General features: G+C 37.8%; 16 protein-coding genes, 4 pseudogenes and 1 riboswitch. Of the genes and pseudogenes, 8 read left to right on the plus strand and 12 right to left on the minus strand.

The genetic code is table 11. The annotated features are described in order from the left end of the window. Positions 1-280 precede the first annotated feature (280 nt). The 4 genes and pseudogenes from ACDX78_RS12470 to ACDX78_RS12485 form a co-directional block, all read right to left on the minus strand. On the minus strand, positions 281-1,921 hold the full coding sequence (locus ACDX78_RS12470) for an ABC transporter substrate-binding protein (protein WP_486028330.1): 1,641 nt from the start codon (positions 1,919-1,921) through the stop codon (positions 281-283). 107 nt (positions 1,922-2,028) lie between these two features. Then, complete coding sequence (locus tag ACDX78_RS12475) at positions 2,029-2,199, minus strand: oligopeptide/dipeptide ABC transporter ATP-binding protein (protein ID WP_486028387.1); 171 nt, start codon at positions 2,197-2,199, stop codon at positions 2,029-2,031. Next, the gene (locus tag ACDX78_RS12480) at positions 2,145-2,414 is read right to left on the minus strand and encodes an ATP-binding cassette domain-containing protein (protein WP_486028389.1); all 270 of its coding nucleotides are present in this window, start codon (positions 2,412-2,414) and stop codon (positions 2,145-2,147) included. The genes ACDX78_RS12475 and ACDX78_RS12480 overlap by 55 nt, the downstream gene beginning before the upstream one ends. A 718-nt stretch (positions 2,415-3,132) precedes the next feature. Beyond that, a pseudogene (locus ACDX78_RS12485) lies at positions 3,133-3,814 on the minus strand (proline racemase family protein); the annotation flags it as partial. 106 nt (positions 3,815-3,920) lie between these two features. On the opposite strand from ACDX78_RS12485, the gene ACDX78_RS12490 reads away from it, so the two are divergent. Next, the gene (locus ACDX78_RS12490; protein ID WP_486028332.1) at positions 3,921-5,030 is read left to right on the plus strand and encodes a M24 family metallopeptidase; all 1,110 of its coding nucleotides are present in this window, start codon (positions 3,921-3,923) and stop codon (positions 5,028-5,030) included. Positions 5,031-5,608: 578 nt separating this feature from the next. Here ACDX78_RS12490 and ACDX78_RS12495 read toward each other — a convergent pair. The 3 genes and pseudogenes from ACDX78_RS12495 to ACDX78_RS12505 all read right to left on the minus strand — a co-directional run. Continuing rightward, complete coding sequence (locus ACDX78_RS12495) at positions 5,609-8,905, minus strand: FIMAH domain-containing protein (protein ID WP_486028334.1); 3,297 nt, start codon at positions 8,903-8,905, stop codon at positions 5,609-5,611. Between the two features lie 2,092 nt (positions 8,906-10,997). Further along, a complete protein-coding gene (locus ACDX78_RS12500) occupies positions 10,998-11,168 on the minus strand; it encodes a proline racemase family protein (RefSeq protein ID WP_486028336.1) in 171 nt (56 codons plus the stop codon). A 293-nt stretch (positions 11,169-11,461) separates the two neighbouring features. Next, positions 11,462-11,913: pseudogene (locus ACDX78_RS12505) on the minus strand (transposase); the annotation flags it as partial. Between ACDX78_RS12505 and eutH (ACDX78_RS12510) the strand changes: the two are divergent. Next, positions 11,861-12,636, plus strand: a pseudogene (eutH, locus tag ACDX78_RS12510) (ethanolamine utilization protein EutH). The pseudogenes ACDX78_RS12505 and eutH (ACDX78_RS12510) overlap by 53 nt on opposite strands. After that, positions 12,525-12,856, plus strand: a pseudogene (eutH, locus tag ACDX78_RS12515) (ethanolamine utilization protein EutH). The pseudogenes eutH (ACDX78_RS12510) and eutH (ACDX78_RS12515) overlap by 112 nt, the downstream one beginning before the upstream one ends. 31 nt (positions 12,857-12,887) lie before the next feature. On the opposite strand, the gene ACDX78_RS12520 reads toward eutH (ACDX78_RS12515), so the two are convergent. Next, a complete protein-coding gene (locus ACDX78_RS12520) occupies positions 12,888-13,163 on the minus strand; it encodes a DUF3219 family protein (RefSeq protein WP_486028338.1) in 276 nt (91 codons plus the stop codon). A gap of 134 nt (positions 13,164-13,297) precedes the next feature. Between ACDX78_RS12520 and ACDX78_RS12525 the strand changes: the two genes are divergently transcribed. Beyond that, entirely contained in the window at positions 13,298-13,741 is a 444-nt protein-coding gene (locus ACDX78_RS12525) for a YaiI/YqxD family protein (RefSeq protein ID WP_486028340.1), read from the plus strand. Positions 13,742-13,797: 56 nt separating this feature from the next. On the opposite strand, the gene ACDX78_RS12530 is transcribed toward ACDX78_RS12525, so the two are convergent. Beyond that, on the minus strand, positions 13,798-14,268 hold the full coding sequence (locus ACDX78_RS12530; RefSeq protein WP_486028342.1) for an acyl-CoA thioesterase: 471 nt from the start codon (positions 14,266-14,268) through the stop codon (positions 13,798-13,800). A 122-nt stretch (positions 14,269-14,390) separates the two neighbouring features. Beyond that, a riboswitch (cobalamin riboswitch) is annotated at positions 14,391-14,572 on the minus strand. Positions 14,573-14,811: 239 nt separating this feature from the next. On the opposite strand from ACDX78_RS12530, the gene ACDX78_RS12535 reads away from it, so the two are divergent. Next, positions 14,812-15,945 (plus strand): conserved virulence factor C family protein, encoded by a 1,134-nt coding sequence (locus ACDX78_RS12535; protein ID WP_486028343.1) that lies wholly within the window; start codon positions 14,812-14,814, stop codon positions 15,943-15,945. 47 nt (positions 15,946-15,992) lie between these two features. Here the strand turns inward: ACDX78_RS12535 and ACDX78_RS12540 are convergent, their stop codons facing one another. Continuing rightward, complete coding sequence (locus ACDX78_RS12540) at positions 15,993-16,220, minus strand: hypothetical protein (protein ID WP_486028344.1); 228 nt, start codon at positions 16,218-16,220, stop codon at positions 15,993-15,995. Between the two features lie 641 nt (positions 16,221-16,861). Here ACDX78_RS12540 and ACDX78_RS12545 point away from each other — a divergent pair. Both ACDX78_RS12545 and ACDX78_RS12550 read left to right on the plus strand, forming a co-directional pair. Further along, positions 16,862-17,059 carry a hypothetical protein gene (locus ACDX78_RS12545; protein ID WP_486028391.1) on the plus strand — a complete coding sequence of 66 codons (198 nt, stop codon included), beginning with the start codon at positions 16,862-16,864 and terminating at the stop codon, positions 17,057-17,059. 16 nt (positions 17,060-17,075) lie between these two features. Further along, complete coding sequence (locus ACDX78_RS12550) at positions 17,076-17,396, plus strand: Uma2 family endonuclease (RefSeq protein ID WP_486028393.1); 321 nt, start codon at positions 17,076-17,078, stop codon at positions 17,394-17,396. Between the two features lie 59 nt (positions 17,397-17,455). On the opposite strand, the gene ACDX78_RS12555 is transcribed toward ACDX78_RS12550, so the two are convergent. Further along, complete coding sequence (locus ACDX78_RS12555) at positions 17,456-17,644, minus strand: hypothetical protein (RefSeq protein ID WP_486028346.1); 189 nt, start codon at positions 17,642-17,644, stop codon at positions 17,456-17,458. Positions 17,645-17,794: 150 nt separating this feature from the next. Beyond that, positions 17,795-18,058 carry a DEAD/DEAH box helicase family protein gene (locus ACDX78_RS12560; RefSeq protein ID WP_486028348.1) on the minus strand — a complete coding sequence of 88 codons (264 nt, stop codon included), beginning with the start codon at positions 18,056-18,058 and terminating at the stop codon, positions 17,795-17,797. A 352-nt stretch (positions 18,059-18,410) separates the two neighbouring features. Between ACDX78_RS12560 and ACDX78_RS12565 the strand changes: the two genes are divergently transcribed. Beyond that, on the plus strand, positions 18,411-19,988 hold the full coding sequence (locus tag ACDX78_RS12565) for a Vga family ABC-F type ribosomal protection protein (protein WP_486028349.1): 1,578 nt from the start codon (positions 18,411-18,413) through the stop codon (positions 19,986-19,988). The last annotated feature ends 33 nt before the right edge of the window (positions 19,989-20,021 follow it).

Genomic DNA, 20,021 nt, shown 5'->3' on the forward strand with positions numbered 1-20,021 from the left:
TACCTTAATCACTTTCAGGAATTTCTCTTTATCTAGTATTTTTTTACAGTTCATTTATTGTGAAATTTATATTTCACTTGTCCATGTGGTATCTCCTTATAATTTGGGATTTGGACAGAATTACTATCCTAATTAGAAGGAGCTTGACAAACCTAAATTTGTTTATGCAACATCATCAATGAATGAAAAATATAATAAAATTTTATAGAGAATTTTAAAATAACAATTTGTAATAATGAAGGATAATAGATATCACACTATTATCCTTCATTTTCCATTTTTAATTACCTATCTCTACTTCCTCCAACGGATCACTCGTAGATGGATGAGGTACAAAATTCTTAACAGAACTTTTTGCTGCTACAAGTGGTGTAGAGTGTACTATGTTTACTGCCGGTGCATCTTCATGAAGTATAACTTGGGCTTTCTTGTACAATTCAGCACGTTCCTCTTGATCAATTGTTTCTACTGCTTGATCCAATAATTCATCGACTTCTTCGTTTTTATAGAAAGTACGATTTTCACCACCAATGGCATCTCCGTGCAACAAGCTGTTAAAGAAATAGTCTGGGTCCCCATTTGAACCTGACCAGCCAAGTAGGTATAGTTCTTGCTCTCCATTAGATGTTTTTTCTAAATATGGAGCCCACTCTTCGCGGACAATATTCGTGGTAATTCCAACTTCTCCCAAGTTATTTTGAACAATTTCAGCAACTCTTTCAGGATCTGGCATATATGGTCTGGATACAGGCATTACCCAAAGGTCAAGCTCTAATCCATCTTCATAACCTGCATCCGCAAGTAATTCTTTTGCTTTTTCCGTGTTATACTCGTAGCCTTCAATATCATCATTATGTCCTAAATAGTTAGGCGGTATTAAGTTCACAGCTGGCGTAGCATAACCAGCATATAACGCGTCTACAATAGATTGAGTGTCAATAGCATGAGTAATTGCCTGACGTACTAATTTGTCATCTAAAGATGGTTTTTCAACATTAAAACCTAAGAATCCAATATTGTTCTCGTTACGAGCATATAACTCTAAATCATCATCAGATTCAATACCTTCTGCTTCATCAGGGTTGACATCATCAATAATATCGACTTCACCAGATCTAAGTGCAATTACACGAGCTCCATTATCTGGAATTACTTGGTATATAACCCTATCTAATTTAGGCAACCCTTCCATACGGTAGTCTTCATTTTTTTCTAAAATAATTTGTGAATCTTTTTCCCAGCTGACAAATTTAAATGGCCCCGTACCCACTGGGTTTTCACCAATATCAGGCCCATATTCATCTAAAGCTGCCGGCGATGTAATGGCGAAATAGTGCATTGCGAGATTCTGTAAAAATGAACCAAGTGGTCTATTTAAAACAAATTCAATTTCGTGATCACTTATTACATTTATCTCATCTATAACATGACCTTCACCACCTTTAACGCCACCAAACATGGTTTCATACAACGGATAAATATATCCATCGTCTAGGAAAGCATATTCATGTTCCCGGTCTGACCAACGTTCAAAGTTTATTTTTACTGCTTCTGCATTGAAGTCAGTACCATCATGGAATTTGACATCTTCCTCCAAATAGAATGTATACTCCAACCCATCTTCTGATACTTCCCAATCATGAGCCAATCCAGGAACTATTTCGAATGAATCTCTTTCATAATTCAGCAGGCTCTCAAAAATGTTCTTTGTTACACGTGATGATTCCCCATCTGATACACTTGCAAAATCTAGACTAGTAGAATCACCACCACGTGCAAATACCAATATCTGCTCTTCATCGTTGCTACCTTCATCTGATGAGCCTTCATCTGATGATTCCCCTCCATCTCCGTTACATGCTACAAGCACGAATGTAAGTGCAAGCATGAATACGAATAAAAAAGATAATTTAAACTTCATTTTCTTACCCCCTAATATAATCTTTTTTTATGATTAACATGTTGTTACATTCACCCTTATTCATAGAGATAACATGCAACATAATGATTCTCATCAACTTCTTTAAACTATGGTCTTACTTGTTTAAAAATAACCATCGCGCGTGGACATCTTGTATGAAATGGGCAACCTTTAGGTGGATTGGATGGGCTTGGGACATCCGCTTTTAAAATAACCCTATCTATTATTTGTTCAGAGCCGGGCGTAGGTACAGCAGATAAAAGTGCTTGAGTATATATGGATGTCTTCGGTTGTCATAAATCTTATCCTTCTCGGTTAATTCAACAATTTGACCTGGCGGACTTGGTACTAGCCGCATGATGGTTAAAGAAGTTACATTCTTTCCAGATCCAGTTTCTCCTACTATTCCTACGATTTCATCTTTATGTATTTTTAAACTAACGCCGTCTACAGAAGGTATTTCTCCACTACCTGAAAAAATGTGTATGCCGATCCTTTAATTCCAATACAACCTCTGACACTCTTCATCACTCCTTTGATGTAAAGCCATTAAATATATTTGCAATTCCTTGGAAACTTTTTACACTCATTTTGCATTTATTACACTACTCATCGATAAAATCTGTATCTTCGACCTAAGAATAAGACTTATGTATACAAAATTGGAACTCTTATTCTTTTAAATGCAAGTTCTATGCCATTTATATTTACAACCTATTATTAGTTATTTTACAGTTTAGTGGTTGTCAAAATTATTTGATATTTATAATAGAGTGTATAAATTTTTATACATTTTAGATTTTTTAGTACTTTATTTATTTAGAAAGTACTACAAATTAACCTTTCTTCCCATGTGACCTCTTTTGATTCAGCAATGACCTTATCTGCATTTATAATTGAACCAGAAGGAACCTCTTGTATGTTTGTCTAAATGAACCAACAGCGTTGTGATGCAATACCTTCTATAAATTAGTAGAATAAACAGGTTCTCAAGCATTTGTGGCTGTCTCAAGAATGTCTGATTGTTCTACTACTTTATTTGCGTTTACCACAACTTCTGCTGCTATTCCAAGATTTTCTTCAAAATAAATAGCAAAATCCTCTGCTTTATCTTGATTCCGGTTATAAGGGATTACTTTATCAATTCCCCTCACTGTACAAATAGATTGACACCAGTTTACCTGAAACAGAAGGCATAAATTTAAATAGCTTTTTAAATCAGCCTGAAGAGGGGGTTGAACATTTATAATTACTTCTATATAATTTTTTATTTTCCTATCCCCCCGTAAATCGGCTAAACATTCGCGATTTACTTCTAAATTCAACATTTTACTATCAAGAATGACATAAAACGCACCGCCAAATGCAATGTCTACAGTGAATTCCCTATCATCAATTTCAATTTTCACAGGAAAGTCTTGCTTATACACAAAAGAGGGTACATTCTCAAAAGCTACCTCGACTACTTTCTAGTTCCTACATTTTGCATATGCAATTACTCCCCCTGTGGACTATCAATAATAAACCTCCGCTCATTATCTTTCACTTCAAATTTCCCTGTTTCGATTCCCATCGTAATAACAGCAATAATGCCATGACCACATATTGCGCTCCAGCCTTCGTTATGCATAAAAAGTACCCTGAAATCTGCTTCTTTTATAGCCGGTTGGGTTATAATGCATCCATACATACCATGATGGCCTCTTGGTTCGTGCATCAAAATTTTGCGGATATGATCCAAATTCCCATACAATAATCTCTTCTCTCTGTTTGTATATACCTTTTTATTTCTGGAAGTCCGCCTGTTATGATTCTTAACGGCTCTCCAGCTACATGTAAATCAACTTTGGAAACTAGTTTATTAAAGTTCTTTGCTCCCCCTCCATGATTTATTTGTTAATAAATTGCAGCTTTTGTGCCAATTATTTTGCCTACTTTTTATACGGCACATTTATTGCATAAGGACTATATATCAGATAACTAAATGGAGGTTTATTCGATGACAATTGATTATCAAGTCAGATTAAATGCATTACTCGAGAACTTGAACCAAAAAGAATTAGACTTAGCCATTGTTACTTCACCAGCAAATGTATTCTACTTTACAGGATTTCATTCTGATCCACATGAACGTTTCATGGCTTTAATTGTTGATAACTGGAACAAGGAATTTACTTTGTTTGTTCCTGCATTGGACAAAGAAATAGCTGCTACGGAGTCATTTGTAAAAAATATTATTCCAATTTCTGACGAGGAAAGCCCTTTTTCCAAACTTAAAAGTGAGCTTGGAAAAGTTGTAAAAAGAAATATTGGTTTAGAGATGAATGTTGTTAGCATGTTACGCCATAATCAATTACAAGCTACCTTTCCTGAGGCATCTTATGACGACATTCAGCCTTATATCAACAAGTTACGTCTTAATAAATCTAGAAATGAAGTTATCCATCTACAAGTAGCTGTAGATATTATAGAAAAAGTACTGGCTGAGGGTATTAAAAAAGTTCATATAGGTATGACGGAAGCAGAATTAGCTGCAGAACTAGAGTATTTAATGAAGAAGTTTGGTGCAGTTGGTCCATCTTTTTCGACCATTGTTTTAGCTGGTGAAAAGGCAGCATTACCACATGGAACACCTGGAGATCGAGCATTAAAAAAAAGCGACTTCTTGTTAATTGACTTTGGCGTTTTAACGAAAGATGGTTATTGTTCAGATATTACAAGGACATTTATTATTGGAGAAGCAACAGACAAACAGAAGGAAATCTACAACATTGTGCTTCAATCTAATCAGGCTGGTTTAAGTGCAGTAAAAGCAGGGGTCCCTCTCAAGACATTTGATATTGAAGCAAGAAATGTTATCAAACGAAATGGCTATGGGGATTATTTTAACAACCGTGTCGGACACGGAATTGGTGTCGAAGTGCATGAGGAGCCATCCATCCATGAAAAAAATGATAAAATAGCCGAAAAAGGTTTGTTTTTTACAATTGAGCCTGGTATATACATACCTGATTATGGTGGGGTTCGCATTGAAGATGAGGTTTACATTAATGAGGATGGTGAAGCTGAGGTATTAACTTCATTTTCTAGAGAACTACAGATCTTATAAGTAATGAACGGTAAACGCATAAAGTGGAGGCATAATACATCGTCTCCACTTTATGCGTTTTTCTCTTTTTATAGTTACTAGCTTGACTCTTGCAAAAAATATGTCGTCACTTTTGTTGATTGGTATCTAGTGTTGAAAGGATTTCACGAAAGTAGAGTGATACCTCGCTCTTGAAAAAGTGAATTTTTCAGTATTTTTTCTGGACTTCCTGAAAAAGGTGGTAACTTTCTGGAATATCTGCGTCAGGAATGGAAAGAACTCGGAATCACGATTACAATAGGTAATATACCATCCAACTCCAGTCATGACGTTGAAAGTATGCCATTACATACATTCTTTGAAAATCGCTTTAAGTTACCTGTTTTTAATGGAAGGGAATTATATAGTAATAGTAGATGCATATAAAAATAAGAGAGTTATCTTAACAACAGAAAAAAATTAAGAGTTTCTGATCATATAAGACTGGAGGGGTATACTTATACTCGTTATCTCAAAATGTAATATACTATGTCTGTAGTTGTGTCTCCTATAAAACAACCGGCACTCTTCACAAGTGCCGGCTGTTTTAATTAAGAAGTCTAATTCCACTTATTGACCAAATAATCCGCATGTTCCCTTAGTGTATCTGCTGCATTCTCTGTAATCATATTATTTCCTTCAAACACATCAAGCATTAGATGCAGGCTCGACATATGTTGGACTGCTTTATCAAGCTGACCAGTATCGGCGTAAATCCCTACTGCTGTCAAATGCATACTTAAGGAGCGTGCGGTTGCTTCGTTTGCAATTGCACCTGATGCTGTGAACTTTTCAACCAGATTTTGCATATCTGCAATACTTGTACTCCATCCCGGTTCAACGCTAATTTCCGCACCATCTTCTACCGGCCATTCCAATCGCAATGTCACTGTAGCAACCCCGTTATCTTCATCCAAGCTGTAGAAGTAGAAATGTGTCGGTTGTCCGTCTATCTTCAATTCGAAGCTGGTCTGTGCGTTGTTGCTGGTTATTACACCATCGTAATTTTCCAATTCGAACTGTACTAAAACAGGCCGTGGCATGGTAATGGAACCATTTACAATCTCACCTGCCACTGGTTTTACTAATGTTTCAATTTCATCTGACCTTTCAGGCTTCTTCACGCCTCCCACTCTAAAGAATGGATGTATTTGGCTCTGTGTAGGTGAAGGATCCGCAGGGTGATAAGCATCACGACCTATGAAATCGAATCTGTTAGTAGGAACAGCTGGGTCTTCTATCAATCCAATATCCCATACGTTTGGAGTATTCCAAGATATCCAGTTTACAAGAGGGTTGTGTTCCCCAGTGTATGGGTTATCCCGTGCGATTTCAGGAATAGTTGCACCCCAGGAAATTAAGTCGTCCACACTTGTCCAATGGCTAAATTCCTGATTTTGATCTCTCAGAAGCTCCCAATCTTCGGGCATTACTCTGTATTCTGGATCGCCTACTCGCGGATTACCTTGTTCGTCATGATACCAAAGCCCAAGCTCACCGTTGAAGAATACTCTTTTAAATGCTTCAAAGGAGTATGGGTCGTAACGGAGTAATTCCTCACGAGTGTTAATAGGCGTCCATGTACCGTCATTGATGCCCAGGAACGACTCACGCATCGCTCCGTGCCAGAATGTAGATCCAGTGGAAACATGCTCGCCCCTGTGACGCAAGTAAGCTCCCTCAGTATCATATTGGTTCCACCATCTTCTGCCATTTTCAGGGGCAACTGCAGTTACCCAGGCAGCTGTAGTGTCATGTCTTACATCTTCAGCGTAGCTTCCAGCATTTGTATAACTGTCAACACCATGTCCACCTTCATGGAAAACGAGATTTTCATTTTTATACCTTGACAGTTGGGTGTCTTTCAGTATAAGAACTTCGTCAGCTTGGAATGTGGAACCTCCCCAGCCTTCAACATAAAGCCAGACATGGAAACCACTGTTAATTTGGTTTCTATGCGTAGGTTGCATTGCTGCATGATGACCAAAATTAGATCCTCCGATAATTTGCATTCCCCCGTTAGCTCGTATTGAACCATCTGCAATCCTTTGACCGACTCTGTCATATTCAACAGGGCTTGCACCAAAGTTTTCTGGTATTCTGCTAACATAATTCCTATCAGAATTATTATGAAGGGGATGTGCTACAACAGCTGAAGGATCTTCGGGAAAATCCTCTCCTCCAGCACTCATTGGATAAGTCTTAGTCTGGTTATTGGACAATTTGGTGTCATACATATGAGCACCTGCTTCTATCGTATCCAGTTCAACAACAGTATCAGAGTAAACATAAAAGCCTGTAAGTGGGCTGCGGTATGCATTTCCGATATATGGCAGGAATTCCGCCTCTTGCTTAACATTTTTCTCCAACACATTGTCGTCCCAGTCTTTCACGTCCGTGCCACCTACGTATTCCACCTCAATTAAGCCACTAGGACCTGCACCCCAATCTTTGATAGCATCTTCAAGGCTGATGAACTCACCATAGTCAAGAGCATTCTGACTTGGCTGCTGATCATTAGCTATCCAACCACCAGCATCAATTTTTCGCTCATCAATGTCTTCTTGGGTAAATCCAGAAAAGGCTCTACCATAAGGTTTACCATTATCCAAACTGATAGCGGTCGGTACTTGCAAGGTAACAGTACGCCATGCGTAACCACCAATCATGGTAACACCATTAATTTGTTCGCCATCTTTATAGACTCTCCAATTGTCTGCAGTTGCCGCTGGCTCTATAGTGCTTATTTCACGGTTAAACTTTACTTCTATTTGTCTGTCGGAAATAATACGGATATGCTCTATCTTTAAAGCTTCACGTTCCACAGACTCGCCATTACTGTTAGTGGTATAATTATCAACCTGACTACGCCAGAACCAAGGGTGTCTATTCTTCATTGAATCATCGGTAAAAGTTCCAGTCTGTTCAGGAGTTCCAGTGAAATAGTGATATCTGCCGTGTACACCACTTAACGCGCGGTATAAATCATTGTCGTAATCATGCAATTCCTCACGGGTATTTACAGGGAATCTGTCATATTCCCATGAACCATCGGCAGATTCGGGTATCAATTCGAAGTGTATCATCGCACCATATAGGTAATAGTTTTCTACACTTTCTGCCATAACAGTGCCTGCCCATTTTCCTTCCTCCATAGCCTTGTCGTAGGCTCTTTGTAGATGTACATCATAACGGTATTCATCCCAGTCATCAAATTGGCCGTTAGGGAATAGCTTACTGCCCTCTACTACGCCAAATTGATAGTATAGGCTTAGGAAATCCTCAGCAAAATCGAAATAGTCACTTCTAGGGCGAGCTGGATTAATGCCGTCGTCAGCTTTGGCAACGCTATCATGACGCATAATCTCGTCAGCAGTAGTGACGATAATTGCATTATCCACGCTACCTTTAATACCTGTACGGGTGTAAGTATCATCTGTAATACCATGCTTGTACAACTCGCGGTATGCGGGAACCTCATAAACGGATTGGTCCGCACCTACTACATGAGCCTCTAGACCCGCATCGACAGCAGGTATATTTAAATATTCTGCTCTACCAACCATGCCGTTAACACCCTCGCCCAGCTGTTTTGTTACATAATCAGTATTGTATATAGGTTTACCGATTTCACCTGTGAAATCGTTTGAAGAGCTATTACCTGATCCAGTGGCACCCCAAGCCTCAATTTGAGACATGTGTCCCAACTGAACTTCCTCATAAAAAGGCTTAAAATTGGCAATTTTCGTCGCGTTATTCGTTTCAATCGTTACTCTTTCGGCAGCGGTTTCTCCTTTTTCATTTTGTGTATTATCAAAGATCGTCACAGCACGTCTTTGAATTCGTGGTTCGCCCACGTCCAATGGCTCTTCCAAGCGAACATTAACAACCCCGCCCCTATCCCCATAGGAGCCAAATTTGAAATAGGAGAGGAATTCCCACTCTACTGGTGTACCGTCAACTTCTATAGTAAAAGTATCTTGCGCATCAGCATCGTTTAAGATTTCTTTATCAAATTCAATTTCAATTTCACTACCTGTGATCAAAAATACGTCAGCGAGATTTCCAGCGATAGAGCTGGAAGTAGCGTTACCCAAATCATCCTCTTCAAGAGCCGTGATCACAAAATTCTTGAAGGAAAACAGCAGTAGCATCATCAGAAATAGTAGAAATGTTTTTTTCAATATATTCACTCCTCGTATTATAAGTTTTAACAATACCCAACACATATAATATATACTGATTTGAGTGGCATGAACGACCTCTTGATCACTCCAAATTGTGCTAGGGTTGTTTGTATTGACCTCATAACTGATAAAATCATAATTTTATAGAATATGTTTCCATGTGCATTCTCTGTAATTTCAACTATTGACTCTTTGATCATCTCCTCTATTTTTATTAATATTTGAACCATATTGATTGTAACCGTTAGAACCTCATCACGTAATTCCTCTTTCACTTCGTCAAATGCGCCAATATCTTGGTCTTTACGGCAGATATCATTAACCTTTATAATTGATAACCGTCATTTGTTCATGCTGGATCGCTTATTTCTCCATTCACCATAAAAAATGCAACATATTCAAACAATATTACCATCGTTCCAAGAGAGAAATATCCTAAATAACGCCATCCTCTAGAGTTACCGTAACCTCTGAATATTCCCTTGCTAATTCTGAAAAGTCTTCTCCTTGTTCATATTCTCCTAAACTTCCTGAATCTTCACTTCTGTTAAATCCCCGAAAATAGTTTCAATAACAACTTCTTTTGCTGCCTTTTGTTGACATGCTAGTAACCAACCACCCGGATGAAGATCTTTGACTATTTCACTTATAAATCTATCCTCCTTTCATCGTATATATTATTTGTAAAATATTCATTTATATGAATATTAAACATAACTTAGCTCACAGTAAGTACTAGATCAATATTAAACTGTATATTTTCAAATAAATTTAATACTCTTAACTATCTGTATTTTGAGAACAGCTAGGATTGAGTCTAAAGATACAGATGCTAGAATTTCAATAAGATTCGTGTCCCTAAGGGGGAATTTGTTGAGGACTGCCTTGGTTTGCTCAGGATTCAACCTTAAAGATCTCTATATGATTATTTTAATCAATGATTAGTTTTTTTGTAGATAAGTCAGTATTTTACAACCTTCTTAAGTAATCAGTAAAACATCCTCGATTCTTCCACTTTCAAAAAATAATTTGTGATAAATCTTCTTATTTCCATTTGCTTATAATGTTGGAAATGCCCTCTGTGATACTGCCATATGGAGAGTACCGTCAGTACTTACATATTCGGTATCAACGCCATTCACAACTTCATTTGAATCATCGCCTATAATCTATGAATTGCGTTTGTCTTCCTACATGATATTCCATAATCATAAGTATTATAGGAACCAAAACAATAATTTAAGGTATTTTTTAAACTCATTGTAATCTCTTTTTATTGCTAAAAATTTAAATTAATTTCTTATTGCAAGATAGATGTTCGTTTAAAGGTAAGAAAATTAGGTATTTCCTTTACACCTATGGAATAGACTACATACAATCAAAAATAATATACATTCATAGTAAATGTGTATATTTTTTTACATTCTACTTACCTTCCTTCCCCCACCATCCCTCAATGCCATCTCCTAAACATACTGAACAACCACAATATCCACCACAGCAAGCTCAACAGATTTTAAAATAGTAATCTCTTCATTATTTACTCTGCCTTCTTGCATAGAAACCCCCACCAAATGCAAGATCTACATTAAATGCTTGTTCACTAATTTTGACAGGGTAATCTTTTTTATACACAAAGGAAGCTTTGACTACTTCATTTTAATCCCATATTGCATATGCAACTAATAATCCCGCTGGAATATAAACGATAAATTTGAAATGATTATCCTTCTCTTCTAAATTTCCTGTTTCATCCCCCATCTTAATGAGACCAATAATTCATGACCACACATCGTACTCTAACCTTTTTATGCATAAAAAGCACTCCAAAATCTGCCCCCTTTGTTGCTGGTGGAGTAATAATACACCTAGACATTCCTTGATGTCCCCTTGGCTCATGCATCAACAACTTGCCAATGGTTCTAATTTCCATGCAGTATGCTTATCGCTTCTTAGTTGTGTTTCTCATTTTTTCCGGGAACCCCCTGTTATAATTCTTAAGGATGCTCCAGTAACATGGACATCTACCGTTATTAGTAATCGGTTAAATTTCAATTCGCCATCTTCTTGAGTGAATTTTCATAAATTTATAATGCAATAATCATGCCATTTTCGAATTATTGATAAATATTAATGTTAACTTTAACCTTGCAATGTATTAGGTAAGAAACAAAATAACTGAGATTTTTCTTTAATGGATACTACTTATTAAAACTGATTGAAAGTATCTTTTTTATCGATATACTTGAATGTGACATATTGTCCATCATATGATGGTTCCAAACGCTGGTCGACGATATAACGGCCAATGCAGTTTAATTGGTTCTTTATTTTCCCTTTTTGTTTTGGCGCATACACCTTCCCCATTTTCGGAGAAAGCCTTTTGTAATCTTCCTTTGTCAGGTTATTTCTGATTAACTTTAAAACAAGGGTCTGCCTTTGCTTCCGAAGTATTTGAAAAGGAATGAAATCATATTCTTTCCACTTCCCTTTTTCGTTACCCCTCCCATGGTGACCAACATATGTGCATGCGGATTAAAATTTACTTTCGAACCGAATCTATGTAAGCCAACGATAATTCCCGGTTTTATCTTTGCTTTCTTTCCAAAGTAATTAGAAATCAGTTTGGTATCCTCATCCATCAATGGTTCCAGGAAGTATCGATACAATAAAAATATCGGGGTCATTGCAGGTGTTTTAACTCCGGTTATTTCCCCTGTATACCATTTAATAGGAGCAGATTCTGCTACGTTTGCCAATACGACTCTCTCGCCATTGATATGGTCGGATATGCACTTGCATAGGAAATGGGGTGAAAATCCGGAAGCTACCCTATTTTCTTGGGTATTTTTAGGAACGACGGTGGGACCTGCCATCGTCTTCACTATTCCTGTATCCCTTGGGATTATTAAGCCAAAGGTGTATTGCTGGGCTTGATCACTATTCCAATTGGAGCTTTGGCTGGTGGACTGGCAGCTGGAATGGAGATTTCAATGATGTGTTAAGAAACTTACTTCTCTCATTTTTTTATTGCTTATTTCCTGGGGCTTATGAAAATCCCGGTGAAAATGATACGCGGCTTTTCTGTCTTTGGCATATTAATAGAAATAGTCGTAGTGGTCGGCCTTATTGCCATTATTATTGAAACATTAACGGGGTTGGTCATTATACCCGGCATGGGCTCTGGTGGAAGAAGAAATACAGATTGTCTTATGAAGACCAATGTAAAAGTCAATTACTCGGCTCCATTGTTATTTTTCTCGTCGAAACATTTCCCATGGTTTTATTCATCCAAAAGGTGTTTAAGAAGCCATTGGAGAAAATGGGGACGAAAATTGCTGTTAATGATTCATCCACAGCAGGGATTGTCGTCTCATTGGCACATATTATCCCTATGCTGACGATATTGAAGGATATGGATCCAAATGAAAAATCATCAATGTTGCATTTACCATTAGCGGTGCCTTCGTTTTCGGCAGTCACTTTGGCATAGTAGCGGGGCTAAACAAAGAAATGGCCATCGCGATGATCATTGGGAAACTCACAGGCGGTATCAGCGCCATTATTTTAGTGTTAATTGCGGAAAGAAATAAACATGAAGGCGGTTCTTCTGTTACATGATGATTTATAACAGAAGGACTGCCCTGATGTTTTATTTTTCGACTAACTTCAGTCTAAACACTCCCTCTTCTTCTTCTTTATACAGATTAGTAACCGATGTAGCGTAGTTGGAGATTATGGCACGGAATTCAAGACCATCATCCGGGACGTTAACAATAAAATCATTTTCGTAAAGCAGTGTAGTCACATCATGATAATCCTCATGCGTTACCGTAAACTCAAAACTTACCTTCTTTCCATCAGTAGCTTCTCTTTTAAAATTCCTTGCCTCAATTGGATAATTATTAATCCATATTTTCTTATTCATTGTCATCACCCTTTAACACATATTAACAGTTTGAATGCATGAGATAAAACCCTCGGGCTTGACTCTTGTAGAAATAAGCTGCAATCGTTAAGATGTTAATTAGTGAGATATTTTATAGAAAAGAGCTGAAATCCATGAAAATATACGTCGATGCAGATGCCAGCCCGGTTAAAAATATTGTCATTGAAGAAGCTGCAACAGCAGAAATTCCAGTTTTGCTCGTCACCAGTTTTTCTCATTATTCCCCTGAAGAACAGCCCGCCGGTGTAGAAACCATTTATGTTGATACAGGAGCTGATGCTGCAGATTACAGGATTATGAAAATGGCAGAAAAAGGAGACATTATTATAACGCAAGATTACGGTCTTGCCTCCCTCGGCTTGGCTAAAGGCTGTACCGTTCTACACCATAAAGGGTTTGTTTACACAAATGATAATATCGATCAGCTGCTGCAGACTCGCTATTTGAGTGCTATGGCCAGAAAAAGCGGCAAACGAACTAAAGGCCCGAAACCATTTACCGACGAAGACAAAACTAAATTCAGGGAGCTGTTAAAGAAGGTTATTGGAAGCAAATAACTTTCTTGATTGCTGAAAAATAGAAGTATCAGCAGAAAGTATGCTGATACATCTCTTTATTTTACTGCCGCCCTTCTCTCCCTGTTTCTCTTCCTGGAAGGGGCCGTCTCATGCAATTTAATTTCCTCTTCCATTTCAGGATACACTTTTGGAACAGGAACCGGCTTACCTTCTTCATTAACAGCAACCATTGTCAGGAAAGACTCTGTCGTCAGTTTTTCTTCATTTTTAATCAGATCATGCGCGATAACTTTTACATACACCTCCATTGAACTAGTACCTGTATATGTTACAAATGCTTCCAATGTTAATGAATCACCTACTTTTGCAGATGAAAGAAAGTCCACCGAATCGATCGAAGCTGTAACAACTGCACTCTTTGCATGCTTCATTGCTGTCAGAGCTGCAATTTCATCAATATATGAAAGTACTTTCCCGCCAAATATCGTGTCCAAATGATTCGTATCCGGTGGTAGCACCAATCTAGTTTGAATCGTTTTTGAACTTTGGATTGTTACTTTTTCCACAGATATAACCTCCTTGAAAAATAAACAACACCCTCTACATGAGAAGATGCCAAACACAATCACATTAATTCCAAATATATGAAATCAATAAAACGCAACACCCTCCTATCTCCCGTAGGATTAAAATGTCCTTCCTGATGGCAGGTATCCTGGCTAAGATTCATCAAGCTTCTTCCCTTCCCATTTCCATAAAGAAACAGTGGTTACAAAAAGCTCTCCTCATAACAGTGGCGGGACCGCGTTGGATTTACACCAACTTCCCTTTTAAACTTATGAAAAAGTCACCATAGGCAAGATATTCAATTGTATTTATCATACCATTTATATAAATTACTGTCCTACTATTCTTAAAGAGAAATATCATAATAATTTTCAATGAGCTATTATCGATATTATAGCAAAGCAAACAGTTATTAAGGCAGGCAGAGAGATCTATTCGATACACTTGCAATGTAGCTGAAAGAAGGTCGCTACATTGGCTAATTTCTCAATAATTTGGTACCATCATTCATAAGAAAACGTGCGTGAAGGGAGAGCTCGAAATTGAAAATTGTATCCATGGAACCGACACCAAGTCCATATTCCATGAAAATTAATGTGGATGAGGAACTGGCTGACGGTCAAACCGAAAATTATAAGCTCGACGATGACTTAAGTGCAGCACCTGAATATATAAAAGAATTGTTTGCCATCAATGGCGTCAAAGGACTTTATCGTGTCATTGACTTTATTGCACTAGAACGAAATCCCCGGGTTTCTTGGGAAGAGATCTTACCTGAAGTAAGGAAGGTTCTTGGGTCTGAAGATGAATCCACTGACCTATTTTCAAAGGCGGCGGATGATGCCGATGATGCATTTGGCGAAGTAAGTGTGCTCATTCAAATGATCCGCTATATCCCGACACAAGTGAAACTTGAAGAAGGAGACAACGAGAAGCGGTTTGCTCTTCCTGAGAGGTTTACGGAGGCAGCGATGAAAGCAGCTGAGGCCGCTGATAATTATTTGATGGAAAGAACTTGGGCAGAGCAAAAGCCGCGGTATGGCGAAATGGATGAAATAGGTAATGAAGTAGTGGAGGAATTATCTGCTACCTATGATTCCGAGCGATTGAATGAACTCGTGGAACTGGCTTTAAATAATGAATCGCAGGCTGAGGAACGCAGGCCGAAGAAAGTCACACTGGAAATGCTGGATCAGCCAAACTGGAAGGATCGTTATGCTGCACTAGATCGGATGAACCCACAAAAAGAAGACCTTCCTGTACTTGATAAAGCACTTGATGACGAAAAAGCATCTGTTCGGCGGCTTGCCACCGCCTATTTGGGAATGATTGAAGAACCGGAGACTCTCCCTATTTTATATAAAGCATTAAAGGATAAAGCCGTTAACGTGAGACGGACCGCAGGGGACTGTTTATCAGATCTTGGATTTGAAGAAGCGATTCCGGAAATGATTAAAACATTATCTGATAAAAGCCGTATCGTCCGCTGGCGGGCAGCTATGTTTTTATATGAAGTCGGTGATGAGACAGCCATCCCTGCACTTCGGGAAGCTTTAGATGATCCGGAGTTTGAAGTACGTATGCAAGTGAAAATGGCGCTGGCGAGAATTGAAAGCGGCAAGGAAGCGGAAGGATCTATTTGGAATCAGATGGCAAAAGCTGCGAAAGAAAAATAACACACGAAAAGACTCCCGGCCAGGTTAAGCGGGAGTCTGTTTTACGTTTAGCCCATTATTGCTGCAAATTTTTTATTCCTATCTTCCCTTTCCTCTTCCGAAGACAGATCATATTTTTTCAATAGGTGAAAAACCTCGTTCAGCGTTTCCTGGGAAAGATCGGTGTCCAAAAAGTGATGTATTTTCTTGTTTAACTCCACCGGCAAAAATGCTTCCTGATTCTTCAACTTCTTCACGACTGATTCATGCGAATGATCGATGTTGCAAACTCCCATTTTATTCACCTTCCCTGTAAGATGTTATACTCCTATACTAGCATGATCATCAGTTTATTTATATTATTTATTTGGCAATTTACTCTGTTCGAGCAAAGCTGAGGCAAGTGACATTCTTTAGCACAGCATATAAAAAATTATGCCGCTACACTTTTTTTATGTTAAAATCATAAAAAAGATGTTGCAATTTTATGAATTAAAATATGGATTAATTAAAGAAGAGATAAATAGTGAGCGATTTATATAATAAATATGATGAATCGATTCGGTTTATCTTATCAACACTCTTTTCGAATGTTAATGCATCTCACCTATCAACTTGAAGACGTCTATTCCATCGAAAATGAAACCTTCACATCCACTATTTTTCCTAATGTTACTTTTGCCATTGATGATATTTTTGGTTTTCTGGATTAATCCTAATTGGAGATTTCATAATAAACTTCTATAACAAATATGTTCCATATACAGGCGTTTTCAGTTCTTTTATACACCCAATTTGTCTATACATAATATTCATTACTTAGCCTGTTAAAACTATTTTTATAAATACACTTTATATTTCTATATAGTATCCTAATGAAAGGAGTAAATTAAATGTCTCAGCTTGATATAATAAGAAATATACACTGGAAGAATTTCTGGATTATGTAAAGGAAGAAGAAAGGACAGAACTATATGAAGGCACTCCTGTTATTATGGCTCCGGCTTCCTATGAACATGAGGGTGTGATAGCAAAATTAATTAGCAAATTTGATAACGCTACAGGAATTTCCTGCCTTGTATTTGGCAGCAATCTTCAGGTAATCTTTCCATTTAAAGATGAGAATAAAAGGTAAAGATGATGTAACCGTGATGCCTGATATTTCCATCGTCAGTGATAAAAGCAAACTTCGTAATAAACGCTGTTATGGGGCACCTGATTTGGTAGTTGAAGTGCTATCCCCAAGTACGGCCCGTAATGACCGCCTGTTAAAACTAAACTACTATGAAAAAGCTGGTGTAAGAGAATACTTAATCGTTGATCATCAAAACCAAATTATTGAAAAATATATACTGAATGAAGGTTCTTACCAACCCGAAGATGTCTATTCTATTGAAAAAGAAACCTTCACATCCACCATCTTTGCTGATGTTACTTTTGCCATTGATGATATTTTTGGTTTTCTGGATTAACCCCAGTTAAAAATCGGCATTAATATGATTTCTTTAAAATAACATCGATTTTCTGCCTCTTAAAATAATGCTTTTTTAATTCTACGTATTTCTTTAAAAGTAACGCTAAACCGATCTACCAATTTCCCGAGTTTCCTTCGCCTATCGGGAAGTAATTCAATCGAAGCGGATTCGGCAATACTTTCGACTACCCTTTCAATGGACTTATCACCCGTCTGGATATACTCCTTTAAAAGCGGATTTTCCAAGTCTTTTATTCGACCTTCCGATTGCTGGTATGCCCATGAATTCTTGCCTTCTAATCTTTTTCTAGCCGTTGTTCAATCGTTTGTTTGAAAGCTGAAAGTGCAAAATGTTTTACGTCTATACTGTGTTTTCGCAGGTTTCCGATGATTTCATCAAAATACATTGGTAAGCGTCATCGGTACGATTATAACCCCATCATATTCCTGGGAAATAGCTTTTAGCAATTTATAATTGGATTCCCGCCAAAGCGGATAATCTTGAAAGTCACTTTTTGAAATCTCTTTTGGAACATTTTTCATGAGTACGTAACCGATTCTTTCCGGATCATAAACAAACGCATTTTCGATCCTTCTATTTAATTCATATGCCACTGTAGTCTTACCTGCCCCAAAGATACCATTAATCCACAGAGTCATATCATCACCCCGCTGATTACCTTCATAATATCATATTACTTCTGAGCACACTGGACAACAAAAACCATATCATTTATACTGATATTAACTAATAACGAAAGGGTGAACCAAGGGAACATGAAATACTAATCCTATTTTTCGAAAACATTCAAGTGAATGCGTGCCAAACAGCAGGTCTCATCTGCGCTGTTTTGCCATGCTTTCTTCTGAATTTTTCAGAATAGGATTGATGTATTTGTGTTTCTGTACAAAGGGAGCAGTCTCTTTTTCACCGTTCACATTGCCTCCTATTCTGAAACAGAACAGGAGGCATTTTTTGTCTCCAGAATAAGAACGAAACGGAGATGAATGTATGATTTTACTGGAAGCTAATCTTATAAAAGTCTATATAAAAGACCGTCTTCTTTTCGATGTGGAAAATTTAAAAATCCAAAAGAAGGACAGATTTGGATTAGTTGGGAAAAACGGCAGCGGGAAAACAACATTATTGGAAGTACTTGCAGGCAGCAAGCAGCCTGATGAAGGCAATGTCTCCATCCATGGAACTGTAGAGCTCCTCCCCCAACTGAAAAGCACCCGGACGACCAAAAGCGGCGGCGAGATAACACAGGACTATATCAATCGTTCCATTGCCAAGAAAACAGATATCCTATTTGCAGACGAACCAACAACAAATTTAGATACAGACCACATTGAAAAACTGGAAAAACAGTTCACTAAATGGCAGGGAGCCATCGTCATTATTTCCCATGACCGGGAATTTCTTGATTCCCAGTGCAATCTGATTTGGGAGCTGGATGATGGTAAATTCACAGCATACAAAGGAAATTATTCGGACTATGTTTCACAAAAGGAACTGGAAATGAGACAGCAGGAAAATGCATACGACCAGTATGTGAAAAAGAAAAAACAACTGGAAAGAGCGCTGGAAGAAAAAGAACAAAAGGCACAGCGGGCAACAAAAAAGCCCAAAAATATAAGTCCTTCAGAGGCTAACGTAAAAGGAGCCAAGCCTTACTTTGCCAATAAACAAAAGAAGCTGCGTAAAGTGGCCAAAGCAATGGAAACCCGGCTTGAACAAATGGAGGAAGTAGAAAAAGTAAAAGAAATACCACCTATTAAAATGAATCTCCCCCATGAGAAAACGTTTAAAGGAAAAGTCGTTTTGCGGGTGGAGAACCTGGCGGGGAAAATAAAGAACCACATTCTGTGGAACAAAACCACTTTTCATGTAAGAGGTGGGGACAAAATAGCAATTATCGGAAAAAACGGCACGGGAAAAACAACGCTATTAAAAAAGATCAAAGATGAAACGGATGGAATCATCCGCTCCCCTTCCATGAAAATTGGTTACTTCAGCCAAAAACTGGATGTGCTGGATGTAAATAGGTCCATCCTGGAAAACGTCAGTGAAACATCAAAACAGGATGAAACTTTTATTCGAACGGTGCTCGCAAGGCTGCATTTTTACCGGGACGATGTGTATAAAAAAGTAGAAGTACTAAGCGGCGGTGAGCGTGTAAAGGTCTCCTTTGCCAAATTATTTGTCAGCGATATCAACACACTTCTTCTGGATGAGCCGACTAATTTTCTCGATATTGAAGCTGTGAAAGCGTTGGAAGATCTGCTGCAAGACTATGAAGGAACAGTAATGTTAGTTTCTCATGATCGGAGATTTCTGCAAAATACTGCTTCGCGGATTTTAACAATCGAAAATAAAGAAATTACATTATTCGAAGGCTCTTATCAGGAATTTAAAGAAAATGTTCCACGAAAAACCGATCCAAATGAAGATGAACTTCAGGTTATCGAAACAAAAATAACGGAAGTCTTAAGCAAGCTTAGTATTGACCCTTCTGAAGAGTTGGATCAAGAATTTCAAAAATTGCTAGCACGGAAAAAAGAACTGGAAAATGGCAGCAATAAATAGGATGCCAACTCGAGAAAAATTCTTCTTGGATCT

Origin of the sequence: Virgibacillus oceani (assembly GCF_041521345.1) — a bacterium.
Lineage (GTDB): Bacteria > Bacillota > Bacilli > Bacillales > Amphibacillaceae > Virgibacillus_N > Virgibacillus_N oceani_A.